The organism is Sulfurimonas sp., from assembly GCF_047622445.1.
GTDB lineage: Bacteria > Campylobacterota > Campylobacteria > Campylobacterales > Sulfurimonadaceae > Sulfurimonas.
Genome location: NZ_JBLHOE010000001.1, coordinates 1 through 15,145 on the forward strand (window position 1 = coordinate 1; position 15,145 = coordinate 15,145).

Sequence of the window (15,145 nt, forward strand, 5' to 3'; positions counted from 1 at the left end):
GTCAAATATGAGTTTTGAAACTTATTTCACTGACCTACCTAATGGCATAGAATTTGATGAAAAACCCCAAGAAGTTACCCCTGCACATGAATCTTGTATGTGTTCTTTTTTAGATGATAAAAACCGTACTTTAGATGGAATCATCAACAACCTTATTAAGATGCTTCAGCAAAGAGTTAGTACAGATACAGCAAAACCTGTAGAAGAAGATAATGTAAATGGTTATGTTCGTATGTCCTACATGGAAAAGTACGAGGAACATGAAAGCCTGAGTTTTTCAACAATAGGTAATATTCAGACAGATAAAGGTTCTCTAGATATAAATCTTAATTTTTCAATGAGTAGAAATTTTGTAGTAGAAAATAATATTGATGTATATTCTGCTTTTGATCCACTTGTAATTAATCTTGATGGTGCTATCCCACAGTTACTCGATGATACTTTTTCATTTGATTTAGATAATGATGGAAAGAATGACCAAATATCCAAGCTTGGTTCAGGCAGTGGATTTTTAGCATTGGATAAAAATAAAGATGGTAAAGTAAATCAAGGAAGTGAACTTTTTGGAACCTTAACTGGAAATGGTTTTGGCGAGCTAAGTGCTTATGATGAAGATGCAAATTCTTGGATAGATGAAAACGATTCGATTTTTGATTCTTTACAAATTTGGCTTAAGAACGAAGATAAGAATGAAAAAGAATTAGTAGGTCTTGGTGAAGTAGGAATTGGAGCTATATATTTAAATTCTGAGTCAAGTGAATTTACCTATAAAACAGCGCAAAACCAAACACTTGGAGAGATGAAAAGTTCAGGAATATTTTTACATGAAGATGGAAGAGTTGGAAATGTTTCACAAATTGACTTCGCATCGCTAAAAAATAGGGCTGTAGTCGACAAAGCTCAAGAAGCTACAGAGGACACCCCCTCGAAAGAGCATTTAGCCACACTCCTACAGGCTTAATATATTGTGTGGAAATGGATGTCCACATTGCTAATAGCAAAATCATAAATATTCTAAAATATTTATAGCAAGAAAAATAATTCCAAGAAAAACAAATGAAGAGATAAACACTAAGATTGTAACTAGCTTTGGTTTGCAATTATATAAAGAAGCTAAGTTTACATTTGCAACTGCCAAAGGCATCATTAATTCTATAAAGATAATTCCTTTCACCATCTTATCTAGTTCCAAATTTATCAAGACAAGAAAGGCAATAAGCGGAAGAACTATAAACTTAAAACTTAAAACCCAAACAACTAATGTATAGGAAACCTCTTTAATCTTCGATCCGTAAAGATAAATTCCAAATAAAAATAGCTGCATAGTCATTGAAGCATACGCACCCATCATAAGCATGTTTAAGATAGCACCATCGGGTCTATATCCATAAGAACTAAGCGTAATCGCAAGAATAGCTGCCCAAAGTATAGGAAGTTTAACGATGTTTTTCAAAGACGTTTGTGTATCGAAACTCCCTCGTGAGTAGTAAAACACACCGATGGTGTAAACGACGAATACATTGACCAAATTTATCACAGTAGTGTAGGGGATAGACTCTGTGCCAAATATAGCAATATTAATCGGGATACCTAGGTTTCCAGTATTTCCAATAATTGCAGCTACGGTCGCAATGGAGTACTCTTTTTTATCCTCAAAGAGTAGCTTTGCAACAAATGCTGAGACTATAACAACAAGAAAAACTATTCCAAAGTATATAGATGGAGCAAATAAGAGTGAAATGTTGATAGGTTTAATTAAAAGACCCCAAAAGGTAAGAAAAACTTGTAGGAAATAAACATTTATAAGGGTAATTGTTTTATCATCAATTTGCTCTTTAAAGCTCATTTTAGCAATGAAGCCAAGAAGAATAAAAGTGTAAATACTAAGGACTGAAAAAATTATTGAACTCATGATAAGAATTATAGTGTGAGCTCGATAAGAGAGAACTTTTTATGATACAATAATATCAACATGAAAAAGTTTTTTATTTATTTTACTCTCTCACTTGCTATAGCCGTATCGAGTATCTCTCTTTATATATTTCTACCAAGTACCTTTGAACCTTTTGATAATAAACTACGTGATATGCTCTTTATAAACCGAGGTGTTATTGAGACAACTGGTAATGTTATTATTATTGATATTGATGAAAAATCATTAGCTGAGATTGGACAGTTTCCATGGAGTAGAGATGATTTAGGAACCCTTTTGGTTCATCTTACTAATGCTGGTGTCCTCGCTATTGGTTTTGATATTATGTTCCCTGAACCAGATGGAACAAGTCCGAAGAAAATTATTAATGATCTTGGTATTGCAGATATAGTTCCAGATGATAAAGAAATTGATTTTGATGAAATTTTTGGATCTATAATAGCGCAAACACCAACGATCTTAGGCTATACATTTGACTTTAATAATCATAGTCAGTACAAAGATTTAGAAGCTCCAAATATTCCTGCTATTTTTTTAGAAAAAGGGAAAAAAGCTAGAGAGTATTTACTGCAACCAACCGGTGTCATTAAAAATATTCCTATCATTCAAAATAATTCTTATTCGAGTGGCTTTTTCAATGCAACTCCTGATGCTGATGGAGTTATCAGGAGTGTACCTCTTGCCGCAAGTTACGATATGGGAGTGTATCCATCTTTAGCACTTGAACTTGTTAGGGCGATTAAGGGTGTAAAAAAAGTAAGCGTGCTTTATGATGACCTTGGTGTGAAGAACATTAAGCTAGGAAATATTTCTATACCTACAGATAAATTTGGTCGTATCGCCGTAAATTTTAGAGGGCCTGGTTTTACTTTTAAGTATATTTCTGCGAGTGACATTATTAAAGGAACGTTTGATCAAAAAGATATTCAAAATAAGATAGCGCTCATAGGAACTTCAGCTAGTGGTTTATTGGATTTAAGAAACATCCCTTATGACACTTTGTATCCGGGGGTTGAAGTACACGCAAATGTTATAGACAATATTTTACACGAAGATTTTTTATTTATTCCTCCTGAAGCGATACTTTATAATATAATTCTTATATTTTTTATGTCAATACTCGTGGTAATGAGTGTTGGGTATAGTGGGGCTCTTTTACTTCCATTTATTATAATAACTCTTGGTTTAGGATTTGTCTATGTTATCAACTATATACTTTTTACACAAGGGATGATTTTAAATCTGTTTTATCCTATTTTTACACTTGTGTCCGGAGCACTTCTCTCTGTGATTGTAAACTATTTTTTAGAAACGAGACAGAAGAACCTAATTAAGGGGAAATTTGCTTCAAAAGTTTCACCACAAGTTATGGAAGATATTATCAAAAATGCTGTAAATAGGGATGATGCGTTCATTGCAAAAGAGCATGAGATAACGGTAACATTCTCAGATGTAAGAAACTTTACAAATATCTCTGAGGCGGCAGAAGATGCTCAAGTACTCATCGAATTTTTAAATGAGTATATGGATGAGATGACGACTATTATTATGAACTATGAAGGAACAGTAGATAAATTTATAGGTGATGCAATTATGTCATACTGGAATGCTCCAGTAGTAGTTCAAAATCATGTAGAAAAAGCAGTAGACGCTACACTAGAACAGCTTCATGCAGTTAGTCCTCTTAATGTAAAGGTTAAGCAAGATAAACGTTTTAAAGCTATCTGTAACATGTCCGCAAAGAATGGACTAGAACCACTTGAAATTGGAATAGGGATTAATGTTGGTAAAGCAATTATTGGAGAGATGGGAAGTAGCGGTAGAAGTGACTATACTGCTATTGGTGATCCTATAAACTTGGGTGCGCGTCTTGAATCGTTATGTAAATTCTATAATTCAATGTGCAATATCTCAAGCTATGTAAAGATAAGAATCCCAAATGAAAAATATATTTTTAGATTTTTAGATCTTGTAACTGTAAAAGGGCAGTCTGTACCAGTTGAAATATGGCAGATTCATGATTATGCAGAGCTTCCAGTTAAATACAAAGACTCTCGATTATATGATGGGGCAAAAGAGCAACTCTTAGAAGAATTGGAATATTATCATACTGGAATAGAGGCATACAAAAATGCAAAATTTGAAGAAGCACTTAAAATATTTAAAGAGATAGAAAGTTGGACAAATAAAACAAACAAAAATATATATAAAATATATATCCAAAGGTGTGAGCATTATATAGAAGAACCACCAGTAGATTTTAATGGTGTATTCGCTCATAAAACAAAAGCTTAAAAAAGAGGAACTTAAATGCAAACAGTAAGTAATATAGAAAAAACGATTAAAGAAAATTTAGCAGTGATGGTGTATTTTTCAGCACCAACTTGTAATGTATGCCATTCACTTAAACCGAAGCTACTTGAAGCACTTGATGTAAACTTTAAAGAGTTTAAAATAGAGAGTGTAGATATATCTGTATATGAAGACATTGCACCATATTTTGGAGTTTTTGCTATACCAACAGTCTTAGTATTTTTAGATGGCAAAGAATTTTTGAGAAAATCTCGCCATATGAGTGTTGGTGAAGTTATTTCTGAAATAAAAAGACCGTATGAGATTATGACTTCGTAAAGCTTTTTGGGAGTATAATAGCTGAAACCCAAAAGGATTTTATATGAGTAAACAACATGTTAAAAAAATTGAAAAAATATTTGAACATCCTGTTGCTACAAACGTTGATACAAATAAATTGATGTCAGCACTAGAACACTTTGGCTGTGGAGTTGAGCACAGTAAGACAAATAAGATTAAAATATCTTTTGATGGAAGAGATATCGTTTTAGGATTCCATCATTCAGGAAGTCTTTCTAAAGACGAGGTACTAAAGTTACGTCACTTCCTTGAAGAGATTGGTTTAACACCAGATAGGATACATAATTTTTAATGTATCCTAATTTTGCATAAATGCAATAAGTGAAGCTGTAACTGCAACGTTTAAAGACTCAACACCACGTTTCATTGGAATCGAGAGAGAGTCATTACACAGGGCTTCTACTTCACGACTTACACCATCACTTTCATTTCCTAAAACAAATATACTTTTATTATGGTTCTCGATTGTATAAATTGTATTTTTTGCATGAGAAGACAGAGCATAGATTTTTGTATCATTTAAACTACTAAAAATTTCATCAAGTGTATTACAAAAGTAGATAGGTAATTTAAAAAGTGTTCCAGCACTCGCTTTTATAACAAGTGGCGAAATTTTTGCAGAATCTTTTTTAGGTAAGATAATGCCATCAACATTTCCAGCGGCACAAGACCGGATAATCATTCCAAGATTTTGAGGGTTTTGAATTCCATCAAGGGCAATGAGTTTAAAAGTATCTAAGTTTTTAATTTCATTTACATTTTTGTAAGATTGTGCGATTATATCTATTGCCACACCTTGGTCTTGTTTGGCATTCTTACTAATTCTACTAAGAGATTTCTTTGCGTGATACGTAATCTCTATATTTCTTTGTTTTGCTAAGTCTAAAATGGTTTGTATAGCCCCATCAGTTTTGTTCGAATCTGCCATATGAAGTTTATGTACTTCAATATTTGAGTCTTGTAAAATTTCTATGACTACATTTCGGCCATATAATGTAATTACCTTTTCGAAAAAAGCTTTTTTATCTTTATATTCTTGTGAATCTTCCACTATTGATATCCTTTAATTAATCTACTATATTATAGATGACTTCTGTTTTGTTTTTTGTAACTTTTATTTCTTCTACTTGTAGTGTATCTATTTCTAAAGCCATAAACTCTTCGATAGAAGATATGTTGTGTTTAGCCAATTCTCTTAAAACTTTACCACGATACGCTTTGGCCCAATGACTTACAGCTTTTCCATTTTTTAAAAACTTGAGCGTAGTATATGGTTTTGTGACTTTATAAAATTTATCGTAATATCCAGCTCGTAAATCTAAAATCTCATCTTTAGTCAAATAGAGATCAAGCTGATATGTAAATCTCTCTTTATAGAACTTATCGGGTACTATTTCACCGATGTTGTTACCTTGTTTTACTTTATAATTAGCAATTGTATCGCCGCCCAAAATTGGACCATATAGATTTGAGAAGATTATTGTTTGTGATTTCAAATACTCTTGCGCTTTTGTATCTAGTGTGTTGTACTCGAGATAGTTATATGCGACCCCTTGGTATCTTTGTATAGCACACATAAGCTCAGAAGTATGAATATCATTTATATAAGGCTCACAATCGGAGAATTTTTTAATCCCAAATAGAGTCTTTATTTGATCTTCATCATTTGAGAGCACAATTGAATTGTAGGCATTTAAAATATCATTTCTTGCATCATCTGCACCGAATAAACTTTTGTTTCCTTGCGAACCACCAGAGTTCTTGCCTTCTGATGGCGAAAATAAAATTCTTAGCATTTAGTGATTAAATTAAGGATATGATTGTCCTGGAGCTGCTACTTCTGCCGCTGCCCTTATTGCTGCTTCTACTGCGGCAGCATGAGCTGCAAGACGAGCTGCTTCTTCAGCGGCAAGACGAGCTGCTTCTTCAGCGGCAAGATGAGCTGCTTCTTCAGCGGCAAGACGAGCTGCTTCTTCAGCGGCAAGACGAGCTGCTTCTTCAGCGGCAAGACGAGCTGCTTCTTCAGCGGCAAGACGAGCTGCTTCTTCAGCGGCAAGACGAGCTGCTTCTATCTGCGTCTCAGTAATTTGCTCTATCTCAATATCTTGTGAAATTGCTGCTTCTTGAACAGCAGTCTGTATTATTTCTGAAATACTATCAATTATTGCAGATTCAGATTCTTCTCTTGTATTATCTAGCTGTGTATTATTCTTAGAATTTAGAATTTCTTCTTGATGATTTGTATTTTTTGTAGGATTAGCTTTTCCTTCACTTGTTGCGAAGTTTTGTGTTTGTACTTGTTTCAGGTCCACCGGTGTAAATTCTTTAATCTTCACTTTCCCCTGTGATGTAAGAGTTAAGAGGAAACCTTGATCTACAATATATGTAGTTCCGGCAATTGAAACACTTATGGCTCCATACGTACAAAATACTTGAGATGAGCCATCTTCATTTATAAATACGCTAAAGTTTGTTCCTCTAATCCCAATAGTTACTGTTTTTGTAGCGACAGTAAATTTTTCTGGAGCAATTTTACCAATCTTACCTGTTATAGTCCTCATCGCACCTTTTAGTATACCAAATTTGGCAATAGGCACTTGTGTATCTCCAAAAAGATACTCTTCTATAGAGAAATCACTATTCTTACCTAGACTAATTATAGTCTCATCTTTAAAAATAATCTGAACTTTTGTATTATTTTTTGTTGTTATCCTATCTTTAGATTCTAAAACAGAACCAAGTTTTGCTAAAGTAATAATCCCATCTCTATGGATATTTGCTTCACCTCGTAAAGCGGTAATGTTCGCAACACTTTTGGCAAATAATATTTGACTCAAAAGTATTATTGAAAAAAGTATAATTTTCATTTTATTCTCCTAAAAAGTTTTTACTAAACCAGTAACAGCTGTATACTTTTGGTAACTAAACCTATTCTGGTTGGAATGGACATATTGGTATGTAGTACTAAGTTTAAATCGTAAATTCGGGATAATAATCATAGTTAGCCCTAGTGTTCCGGAACTACCAATATCTTGACGCCTTGAGTTGAATCCAGCGTCGAATTCTTTATATTTTTTAGAACTTATCTGAGCATGTAGGTTAAAACTATACTTTGATGTAAACTGATTTGCATAGCTTGCATCGAATTTCAGTTGATTGTAACTAACATTTGTATTTATACCACGAATTTTTTTTTCAGAAATATATCTAAAATTACCTTGGAGATAAGAACGAGGAGTTAAGATATCTTGTAGCCCATATGCTAGTTCAATACGGTTGGCATCTAAATCAAACTGTGCTTTTTGTGCAAATTCTTTTTTTTGATATTTTATGTACATGAGACTCTTTAGTGTATTTGTATGATTATATTGGAGCTGTGGAGATAAAGATATAGAAGATAAATATTTGCTACTGTTAACTTCGAGTAGATCGAGCCCTAATGCAAGTTCAGCAGTAAATAATGATTCTTTATAAAGTAAGCTTGGTATATAGTTAAAGTATTGAATATTATATTTGTTATTTATAGTGTCACTATAATCTTTAAGGTACATTGATACTGAATTCTTGATAGCAAATCCATTTTTATATCCAATATCATATACATTAGTAATGTTCGCAAAAATTTGAAGAGCTGTGTCAGATATTGCACTACTTTTATTAAAATCATTACCATCGTATGTATAATCATTAAGTGAAGCATAGTTTACATTTGAATCGTAAAGTATATCTCCCTTAAGTGTTGCATAGGTAAAAGACTTTTTTTGAACGTTGGAGACTCTCGCCAAAGCCAATTCTATATCGGTTCTTATATTGGACGGTAAGTTAGGGTTTTTCAATACATCTCTATAAGTGTTTTCAGAATCTTGATACATTTTCAACATAGAGAATGCCCGAGCCATTTCTAATTTATTCTGAATATTTGAAGTGTCATTCATCTCAACTCTTTCAAAAGCAGCTAAAGCATTTTCGTAGTTACCCGTTTCGTAAGCACTTTTTCCAAAATAAAAATTGAACTTTTGATCTGCGAGTTTATATAGATAAATGTTTTTAAAATATCTATAACTCTTCGTAAAATCATTTTTTTTGTAAAATGACAATCCTTTTTGATAAGAATTTTCAATGTCTTTAGGAGTATACACGGAATTGGAAAGTAAATAGACTGGAAGAATGAATAATAATACTAATAAGATTTTCATGGTTAGTCCTAAATATTTAAATGCATATATAGTATATCAAATAAATGGTAAAGAAAATTTTATTTTAATAATTATAAATATATAATGATAAAAAGCATACAATTGGAATCATAATGAAACATGCAAGAAGTTTAAATCCAAATGAAATTTTAGAACTTATATTTATATATTTGACAGAAGTCTCTGCTTTGCGAGATTATGATGATATTTTAGCGGTATTAGCAAATATGGGCAGAGCATTAACATCTTCTGATCGATGTACAGTATGGGTAGTAAGTGATGATAAAAAAACAATATGGACGAAAGTGGCCCATGGTATTGATGCTATAGAGTTACCAATTGATTCAGGGATTGTTGGCTCAGCAATTGTGAATGAAGAAAAAATTATTATAAAAGATGTATATCAAGACAAACGTTTTAATCCAGATATAGATAAAAAAACAGGTTATATTACAAAAAGTATGATGGTAATTCCTATGTTTGATAATGATGATGAAATAATTGGGGCATTTCAGGTTATTAACCATCAAGGGGAAAAAGAAGCTTTTGACGATAATGATATGAAGAGACTTATGCTTGCAAGTACCTATGCAGCTGAAACTTTAGTTGCTGTTAAAATGACACAAGAGATTGAAGACACGCAAAGAGAAGTTGTATTTACCATGGGTGCTATTGGTGAAAGTAGAAGTAAAGAAACTGGAAATCATGTAAAAAGAGTCGCAGAATATTCTAAGATTTTAGCACTTGCATATGGACTTCCAAAAGAAGAAGCAGAATTATTAAAGCAAGCAAGTCCAATGCATGATATTGGAAAAGTTGCAATTCCAGATGCTATTTTAAATAAACCTGGTAGATTTAATGCTCAGGAAAGAGCTATTATGGATACACATGCTGAGCTTGGTTATCAGATGACAAATAACTCAGAGAGACCGCTTTTAAAAGCTGCTTCTATAGTCGCTTATGAGCATCATGAGAAATGGAATGGAACCGGATATCCACAGGGCAAGAGTGGTAAAGATATACATATTTATGGACGTATAACAGCTATAGCTGATGTATTTGATGCATTGGGCTCTGATAGAGTATATAAAAAAGCGTGGGAAGATGAGAAAATTTTAAAACTTTTCAAGGACGGAAGAGGAAAACATTTTGATCCTGACCTTATAGATATATTTTTTGAAAATATTGATGCAATATTTGACGTCCGGGAAACTTTTAAAGATGTGTATGTAGAGGTTAAAGAAGATACAGAAGAAAATGAAAAGAATATTAAAGTTTTAGGTGCATATGGTACAAAAGCAAAAGGCTTTGGTACAAGTTCATTTTATTTAAATGAAAAAAATGTCATAGATGCCGGTAATCTATTAGTAGGTCTTGAAGAAAAATCTGCTAAAATTAATAATATATGGTTAACTCATTCACACTTAGATCATATATCTGATATAGCTTATATCATAGATAATTATTTTGATAATTTGCAAGAACCGATAACTTTATGTGGATTGCCAGCAACATTAGAAGCTATACAAAAACATTTTCTCAATGACATTATATGGCCAGATTTCTCAAAAATTAAATTACTCAATGGTAATGGCATGTGTATACAGTATAAAGAAATTGAATTTGATAAAGAATATACACTCTCAGATACAGAATCAATACGTCCAATTAAAACAGATCATACTGTTCCAAGTTGCGGTTATATATATAGAAAAAATGAAACTGCAATACTTATGACTGCAGACACATATTCTATAGAAAATATAGTTGAAATTTTAAATGAAGATGAATCTATAACATCAGCACTCATAGAATGTTCTTTCCCCTCAAGGATGAAAAGTCTGGCAAAAGAAAGTAAGCACCTGACCCCAAAACTACTTGGAGAAAGATTAAAATCTTTAAAAAGAGATAATATCTCCCTCTATATAAATCATATAAAACCTTTATACTTAGAAGAAATGACACAAGAAATCGAAGAATATTGTGGGCATTTAAATGCAAAAATTGCCAAAGATGGTGAAATTATTAAATTTTAATCAAAAAGCCTTGACATTAAGAATCTTAGAGGCTATAATTCTGGCTCAATTTCGATGCTGACATAGCTCAGTTGGCTAGAGCAGTTGATTTGTAATCAACAGGCCCGGGGTTCGAATCCTCGTGTCAGCACCATTGAAATTTGAATATTAGAAACAGTGTTAGACCAGAAAAGATATAGTTATTATACGATGGTGGGATAGTCAAGTGGCCAACGACGGCAGACTGTAAATCTGCTCCCTATGGGTTCAGAGGTTCGACTCCTCTTCCCACCACCACTTTTGTTTTAGATGCGGGTGTAACTCAGCGGCTAGAGTTCCTGCCTTCCAAGCAGGCTGTCGAGGGTTCGAATCCCTTCACCCGCTCCATCAAAAAAACAAAACTTCTGGAAGCTGAAGTACAATTTTCGTTAATTAACTTCTATATATAGTATATTATATAATTATCTATATAGCTTGCATCTCTACATAAAAATCTAATAATTTATTATCATTGTTAAAAATAAAAATCATGCAATTATTGCTTACATTACATCTCTTTTAGCTGTCGTGGCTCAGGGGTAGAGCACTTGCTTGGTAAGTAAGAGGCCGTGGGTTCAAATCCCACCGTCAGCACCAGTATATAAAAATTTATATACTTTAAGCAATAATTGAATGATTTTTGGATATAATTCCATTTCAATTCACAAATTAAGCTAGGAGAACACTATGGCAAAAGAAAAGTTTCAACGTAATAAACCGCATGTTAACATCGGTACAATTGGACACGTTGACCACGGTAAAACAACATTAACAGCTGCAATTACAGCAGTATTAGCAGTAACTAACGGCGCAGAACTTATGGATTATGATGCAATCGATAATGCTCCAGAAGAAAGAGAACGTGGTATTACTATCGCTACTTCACACGTTGAGTACGAAACTGATGCGCGTCACTATGCACACGTTGACTGTCCAGGTCACGCGGATTATGTTAAAAACATGATTACTGGTGCTGCACAAATGGATGGTGCTATTTTAGTTGTTTCTGCAGCTGATGGTCCTATGCCACAAACTCGTGAGCATATACTTCTTTCTAAGCAAGTTGGTGTTCCTTACCTAGTTGTTTTCATGAATAAAGAAGATATGGTTGATGATGAAGAATTACTTGAACTAGTAGAGATGGAAATCCGTGAACTTCTAGATATGTATGAATTCCCAGGTGATGATACTCCAATTACAATTGGTTCAGCTCTTAAAGCTCTTGAAGAAGCAAAAACTGGTACTCTTGGTGAGTGGTCAGAGAAAATTAAAGCACTTATGACAACTGTTGATGATTATATTCCTGAACCAGTTCGTGAAACTGACAAAGAATTTTTAATGCCAGTTGAAGATGTTTTCTCAATTTCTGGTCGTGGTACAGTTGTTACTGGACGTATCGAGCGTGGAACTGTTAAAATTGGTGAAGAAATTGAAATCATTGGTATCCGTGATACTCAAAAAACTACTGTAACTGGTATAGAAATGTTCCGTAAAGAAATGGACCAAGCACTAGCTGGTGATAACTGTGGTGTTCTTGTTCGTGGTATTGGTAAAGACGATGTTGAACGTGGTCAAGTACTATGTAAGCCAGGTACTATTACTCCTCACACTACATTTACTGCAGAAATCTATGTTCTAAGTAAAGATGAAGGTGGACGTCATACTCCATTCTTTAACGGTTACCGTCCTCAGTTTTACGTTCGTACTACTGATGTTACAGGTGCAATCACATTACCAGAAGGTACTGAGATGGTTATGCCAGGTGATAACGTAAGTATTACTGCTGAGTTAATTCACCCAATTGCAATGGAAAAAGGTACTAATTTCGCTATCCGTGAGGGTGGTAGAACTGTTGGTGCTGGTGTTGTTGCTGAGATCATTAAATAAATCGCTTTTGCGATTTGTTTAATTCTTTAAAGGTAAAAATAATATGAGAGAAGCAATTCACTTAGGTTGTGAGAAATGTACAAGACGTAATTATCACACAACTAAGAATAAGAAAATTCATACTGAAAAATTTTCAGTAAGAAAATACTGTAAGTTCTGTAGAGAACATACAACTCATAAAGAGATGAAACTGTAATCAGTTTCTCTTTTTAGATTAGGGCTTGTCCCTTTTAGGCGTATAGCTCCAATGGTAGAGCACCGGATTCCAAATCCGGGTGTTGCGGGTTCGAGTCCCCCTACGCCTGCCACATTTATTATTAGTAAAGCTTACGAGCTTTATTTATAATCAATGAATTGTCACTCTAGGATAAAGATAAATGAATTTAAACACACATATTAGAAATGCAAAAGCAGAATTAACTAAAGTTATCTTTCCTACAAAAGGTCAGGTTAAGCAAGCATATATTGCTGTAATTATTGTTGTTACAGTTATCGCCGCATTTTTGGCTCTCGTTGATTTATTTATGTCCTCAGTAATGTCAGCAGTTCTAGGTTAAGGGGAAATTATGGCACACCAATGGTATTCGATTCAAACTTACGGAAATGACAGACTAGTGAGAGATGCAATCTTTAACATGATTGAAGAGCATGGATTACAAGAATTTATAGAAGAAGTAATAGTTCCAACTGAAGATGTTATTGAAGTTAAAGATGGCAAGAAAAAAGTAACAGAGCGCTCTTTATATTCAGGATATGTTTTTGCAAAAATTGACTTAAACACTGAAGTACAACACATGGTTCAATCTTTACCAAAAGTATCTGGTTTTATTGGTGAAGCAAATATTCCTACACCGTTAAGTGAGCATGACATTAATGTAATTCTTGATCGTGTTAACAACCGTGCAGCACCAAAACCAAAAGTTTATTTTGAAAGTGGCGAAACTGTTCGTATTACTGAAGGTTCATTTGCAAACTTTACAGCAACAGTAGATGAGTATGATTTAGAACATGGTACATTAAAATTAAATGTATCAATTTTTGGAAGAGCTACTCCTGTAGATATTCCTTATACTCAAGTTGAAAAAATAATCTAGTAAATTTATAGTACGCTAAATTTAGATTTTATTTAAAGTTTAAGTTTAGCGTAGCTAAAAGCGTAGCAAGCTGAACTTTGTTCAAGTTGCATTATTAATATTAAAAGGAAATACAATGGCAAAAAAAGTAATGGACTACATTAAGTTACATATCGATGCTGGTAAAGCAAACCCTGCACCACCAGTTGGACCAGCTCTAGGACAACGTGGTGTTAACATCATGGAATTCACTAAAGCATTTAACGAAAAGACAAAAGATAAAATGGGATTCAAAGTTCCTGTTGTTATTACTGTTTATACTGATAGAAGTTTTACTTTTATTACAAAGCAACCACCTGCATCTGCACTTCTTATGAAAGCAGCAGGAGTTAAAAAAGGTACTGATAATCCTTTAACAACTATCGTTGGTCAAATCACTAAAGCTCAATTGATGGAAGTTGTTGATGCTAAAATTGCTGATTTAAATACTGATGATAAAGATATGGCTGCAAATACTCTATCGGGTACTGCTCGTTCAATGGGTATTAAAGTAGTAGATTAGTCACTACGTTTTAAAAAATCAACACCACAATGATTTAAAATTATGTGGAAGAATTACATAAGGAAATTTGAAAATGAGTAAAAGATATAAATCATTATTAGAAAAGATAGATAGTACAAAAGGCTATACAGTAGCTGAAGCTTCAGCTGTAATGGGCGACTTGAAAAGTGCAAAGTTTGATGAAACTGTTGAAATTGCAATGAATTTAAATGTTGATCCTCGTCACGCTGACCAAATGGTACGTGGTGCATTAGTACTTCCTAATGGAACTGGTAAAACAGTTCGTGTTGCAGTATTTGCAAAAGGCGTTAAAGCTGATGAAGCTAAAGCTGCTGGTGCTGATATCGTTGGTACTGACGATTTAGTAGCAGATATTAAAGCTGGTATATTCAACTTTGATGTTGTTGTTGCTGCTCCTGATTGTATGGGACTTGTTGGACAAATTGGTCGTATTCTAGGGCCAAAAGGTTTAATGCCAAATCCTAAAACTGGTACTGTAACTCCAGATGTTGCAACTGCTGTTAAAAATGTTAAGGGTGGCCAAGTTAACTTTAGAGTTGATAAAAAAGGTAACATCCACGCTGGTATTGGTAAAGCAAGCTTTGGTGCTGAAAAAATTCAAGAGAACCTTACAGCTTTTATTGTTGCTATTAATAAACAAAAGCCAGCTTCTGCAAAAGGTCGTTATATTCAAAATGCTGCTCTTAGTTTAACTATGAGTCCAGCTGTTAAATTTGATCTTGCTGAATTAGCAGATATTAAGTAAATAATTAGTAGTTTTTAGTGTC

General features: G+C 33.5%; 16 protein-coding genes and 5 tRNA genes. 16 read left to right on the top strand and 5 right to left on the bottom strand.

The features are described 5' to 3' along the window. The coding region (locus ACI9TV_RS00005; RefSeq protein WP_415248704.1) for a hypothetical protein at nt 1-961 on the top strand (961 nt) is incomplete at its 5' end. A 42-nt stretch (nt 962-1,003) separates the two neighbouring features. Here the strand turns inward: ACI9TV_RS00005 and ACI9TV_RS00010 are convergent. Then, nucleotides 1,004-1,912, bottom strand: coding sequence for an AEC family transporter (locus ACI9TV_RS00010; protein ID WP_415248705.1), 909 nt, complete (start codon nt 1,910-1,912; stop codon nt 1,004-1,006). 60 nt (nt 1,913-1,972) lie between these two features. Here ACI9TV_RS00010 and ACI9TV_RS00015 point away from each other — a divergent pair, with 60 nt between their 5' ends. Genes ACI9TV_RS00015 through ACI9TV_RS00025 form a run of 3 tightly spaced genes read left to right on the top strand, consistent with a single transcriptional unit; the run spans nt 1,973 to nt 4,877 of the window. Next, the gene (locus ACI9TV_RS00015; protein WP_415248706.1) at nt 1,973-4,228 is read left to right on the top strand and encodes a CHASE2 domain-containing protein; all 2,256 of its coding nucleotides are present in this window, start codon (nt 1,973-1,975) and stop codon (nt 4,226-4,228) included. 15 nt (nt 4,229-4,243) lie between these two features. Continuing rightward, nucleotides 4,244-4,564 carry a thioredoxin family protein gene (locus ACI9TV_RS00020; protein WP_415248707.1) on the top strand — a complete coding sequence of 107 codons (321 nt, stop codon included), beginning with the start codon at nt 4,244-4,246 and terminating at the stop codon, nt 4,562-4,564. Between the two features lie 43 nt (nt 4,565-4,607). Further along, complete coding sequence (locus tag ACI9TV_RS00025; protein ID WP_415248708.1) at nt 4,608-4,877, top strand: hypothetical protein; 270 nt, start codon at nt 4,608-4,610, stop codon at nt 4,875-4,877. Between the two features lie 6 nt (nt 4,878-4,883). On the opposite strand, the gene ACI9TV_RS00030 is transcribed toward ACI9TV_RS00025, so the two are convergent. The 4 genes from ACI9TV_RS00030 to ACI9TV_RS00045 are packed head-to-tail and all read right to left on the bottom strand — an operon-like array spanning nt 4,884 to nt 8,781. Next, on the bottom strand, nt 4,884-5,636 hold the full coding sequence (locus ACI9TV_RS00030) for a TrmH family RNA methyltransferase (protein WP_415248709.1): 753 nt from the start codon (nt 5,634-5,636) through the stop codon (nt 4,884-4,886). Nucleotides 5,637-5,652: 16 nt separating this feature from the next. Beyond that, nucleotides 5,653-6,381: a YaaA family protein gene (locus ACI9TV_RS00035; RefSeq protein ID WP_415248710.1), complete on the bottom strand. Its 729-nt coding sequence runs from the start codon at nt 6,379-6,381 to the stop codon at nt 5,653-5,655. A 12-nt stretch (nt 6,382-6,393) separates the two neighbouring features. Beyond that, nucleotides 6,394-7,452, bottom strand: a complete 1,059-nt coding sequence (locus ACI9TV_RS00040; RefSeq protein WP_415248711.1) for a FecR domain-containing protein — start codon at nt 7,450-7,452, stop codon at nt 6,394-6,396. Between the two features lie 9 nt (nt 7,453-7,461). After that, nucleotides 7,462-8,781 (bottom strand): tetratricopeptide repeat protein, encoded by a 1,320-nt coding sequence (locus ACI9TV_RS00045; RefSeq protein WP_415248712.1) that lies wholly within the window; start codon nt 8,779-8,781, stop codon nt 7,462-7,464. 113 nt (nt 8,782-8,894) lie between these two features. Here ACI9TV_RS00045 and ACI9TV_RS00050 point away from each other — a divergent pair, with 113 nt between their 5' ends. From ACI9TV_RS00050 to rplA, 12 genes are all read left to right on the top strand, one after another. After that, on the top strand, nt 8,895-10,817 hold the full coding sequence (locus tag ACI9TV_RS00050) for an HD domain-containing phosphohydrolase (protein ID WP_415248713.1): 1,923 nt from the start codon (nt 8,895-8,897) through the stop codon (nt 10,815-10,817). Nucleotides 10,818-10,873: 56 nt separating this feature from the next. Beyond that, a tRNA-Thr gene (locus ACI9TV_RS00055) sits at nt 10,874-10,950 on the top strand. Nucleotides 10,951-11,008: 58 nt separating this feature from the next. Further along, nucleotides 11,009-11,093 (top strand) — tRNA-Tyr (locus ACI9TV_RS00060). A 14-nt stretch (nt 11,094-11,107) separates the two neighbouring features. Next, nucleotides 11,108-11,183 (top strand) — tRNA-Gly (locus tag ACI9TV_RS00065). A gap of 174 nt (nt 11,184-11,357) precedes the next feature. Beyond that, nucleotides 11,358-11,432: transfer RNA gene (locus ACI9TV_RS00070), tRNA-Thr, on the top strand. Between the two features lie 90 nt (nt 11,433-11,522). Then, on the top strand, nt 11,523-12,722 hold the full coding sequence (tuf, locus tag ACI9TV_RS00075) for an elongation factor Tu (RefSeq protein ID WP_415248714.1): 1,200 nt from the start codon (nt 11,523-11,525) through the stop codon (nt 12,720-12,722). A gap of 43 nt (nt 12,723-12,765) precedes the next feature. After that, nucleotides 12,766-12,918 (top strand): 50S ribosomal protein L33, encoded by a 153-nt coding sequence (gene rpmG, locus ACI9TV_RS00080; protein WP_008338881.1) that lies wholly within the window; start codon nt 12,766-12,768, stop codon nt 12,916-12,918. A gap of 36 nt (nt 12,919-12,954) precedes the next feature. Beyond that, nucleotides 12,955-13,030: transfer RNA gene (locus tag ACI9TV_RS00085), tRNA-Trp, on the top strand. A gap of 69 nt (nt 13,031-13,099) precedes the next feature. Continuing rightward, complete coding sequence (secE, locus tag ACI9TV_RS00090) at nt 13,100-13,279, top strand: preprotein translocase subunit SecE (protein WP_415248715.1); 180 nt, start codon at nt 13,100-13,102, stop codon at nt 13,277-13,279. A gap of 9 nt (nt 13,280-13,288) precedes the next feature. Next, a complete protein-coding gene (gene nusG / locus ACI9TV_RS00095) occupies nt 13,289-13,816 on the top strand; it encodes a transcription termination/antitermination protein NusG (RefSeq protein WP_415248716.1) in 528 nt (175 codons plus the stop codon). A 115-nt stretch (nt 13,817-13,931) separates the two neighbouring features. Beyond that, complete coding sequence (gene rplK, locus ACI9TV_RS00100; protein ID WP_415248717.1) at nt 13,932-14,357, top strand: 50S ribosomal protein L11; 426 nt, start codon at nt 13,932-13,934, stop codon at nt 14,355-14,357. A gap of 73 nt (nt 14,358-14,430) precedes the next feature. Beyond that, on the top strand, nt 14,431-15,123 hold the full coding sequence (gene rplA, locus ACI9TV_RS00105; protein ID WP_415248718.1) for a 50S ribosomal protein L1: 693 nt from the start codon (nt 14,431-14,433) through the stop codon (nt 15,121-15,123). The last annotated feature ends 22 nt before the right edge of the window (nt 15,124-15,145 follow it).

Coding starts and splice junctions, on each gene's coding strand:
- ACI9TV_RS00010 (WP_415248705.1), bottom strand. CDS start 1,912: ATGAGTTCAATAATTTTTTCAGTCCTTAGTATTTACACTTTTATTCTT.
- ACI9TV_RS00015 (WP_415248706.1), top strand. CDS start 1,973: ATGAAAAAGTTTTTTATTTATTTTACTCTCTCACTTGCTATAGCCGTA.
- ACI9TV_RS00020 (WP_415248707.1), top strand. CDS start 4,244: ATGCAAACAGTAAGTAATATAGAAAAAACGATTAAAGAAAATTTAGCA.
- ACI9TV_RS00025 (WP_415248708.1), top strand. CDS start 4,608: ATGAGTAAACAACATGTTAAAAAAATTGAAAAAATATTTGAACATCCT.
- ACI9TV_RS00035 (WP_415248710.1), bottom strand. CDS start 6,381: ATGCTAAGAATTTTATTTTCGCCATCAGAAGGCAAGAACTCTGGTGGT.
- ACI9TV_RS00040 (WP_415248711.1), bottom strand. CDS start 7,452: ATGAAAATTATACTTTTTTCAATAATACTTTTGAGTCAAATATTATTT.
- ACI9TV_RS00045 (WP_415248712.1), bottom strand. CDS start 8,781: ATGAAAATCTTATTAGTATTATTATTCATTCTTCCAGTCTATTTACTT.
- ACI9TV_RS00050 (WP_415248713.1), top strand. CDS start 8,895: ATGAAACATGCAAGAAGTTTAAATCCAAATGAAATTTTAGAACTTATA.
- tuf (WP_415248714.1), top strand. CDS start 11,523: ATGGCAAAAGAAAAGTTTCAACGTAATAAACCGCATGTTAACATCGGT.
- rpmG (WP_008338881.1), top strand. CDS start 12,766: ATGAGAGAAGCAATTCACTTAGGTTGTGAGAAATGTACAAGACGTAAT.
- secE (WP_415248715.1), top strand. CDS start 13,100: ATGAATTTAAACACACATATTAGAAATGCAAAAGCAGAATTAACTAAA.
- nusG (WP_415248716.1), top strand. CDS start 13,289: ATGGCACACCAATGGTATTCGATTCAAACTTACGGAAATGACAGACTA.
- rplK (WP_415248717.1), top strand. CDS start 13,932: ATGGCAAAAAAAGTAATGGACTACATTAAGTTACATATCGATGCTGGT.
- rplA (WP_415248718.1), top strand. CDS start 14,431: ATGAGTAAAAGATATAAATCATTATTAGAAAAGATAGATAGTACAAAA.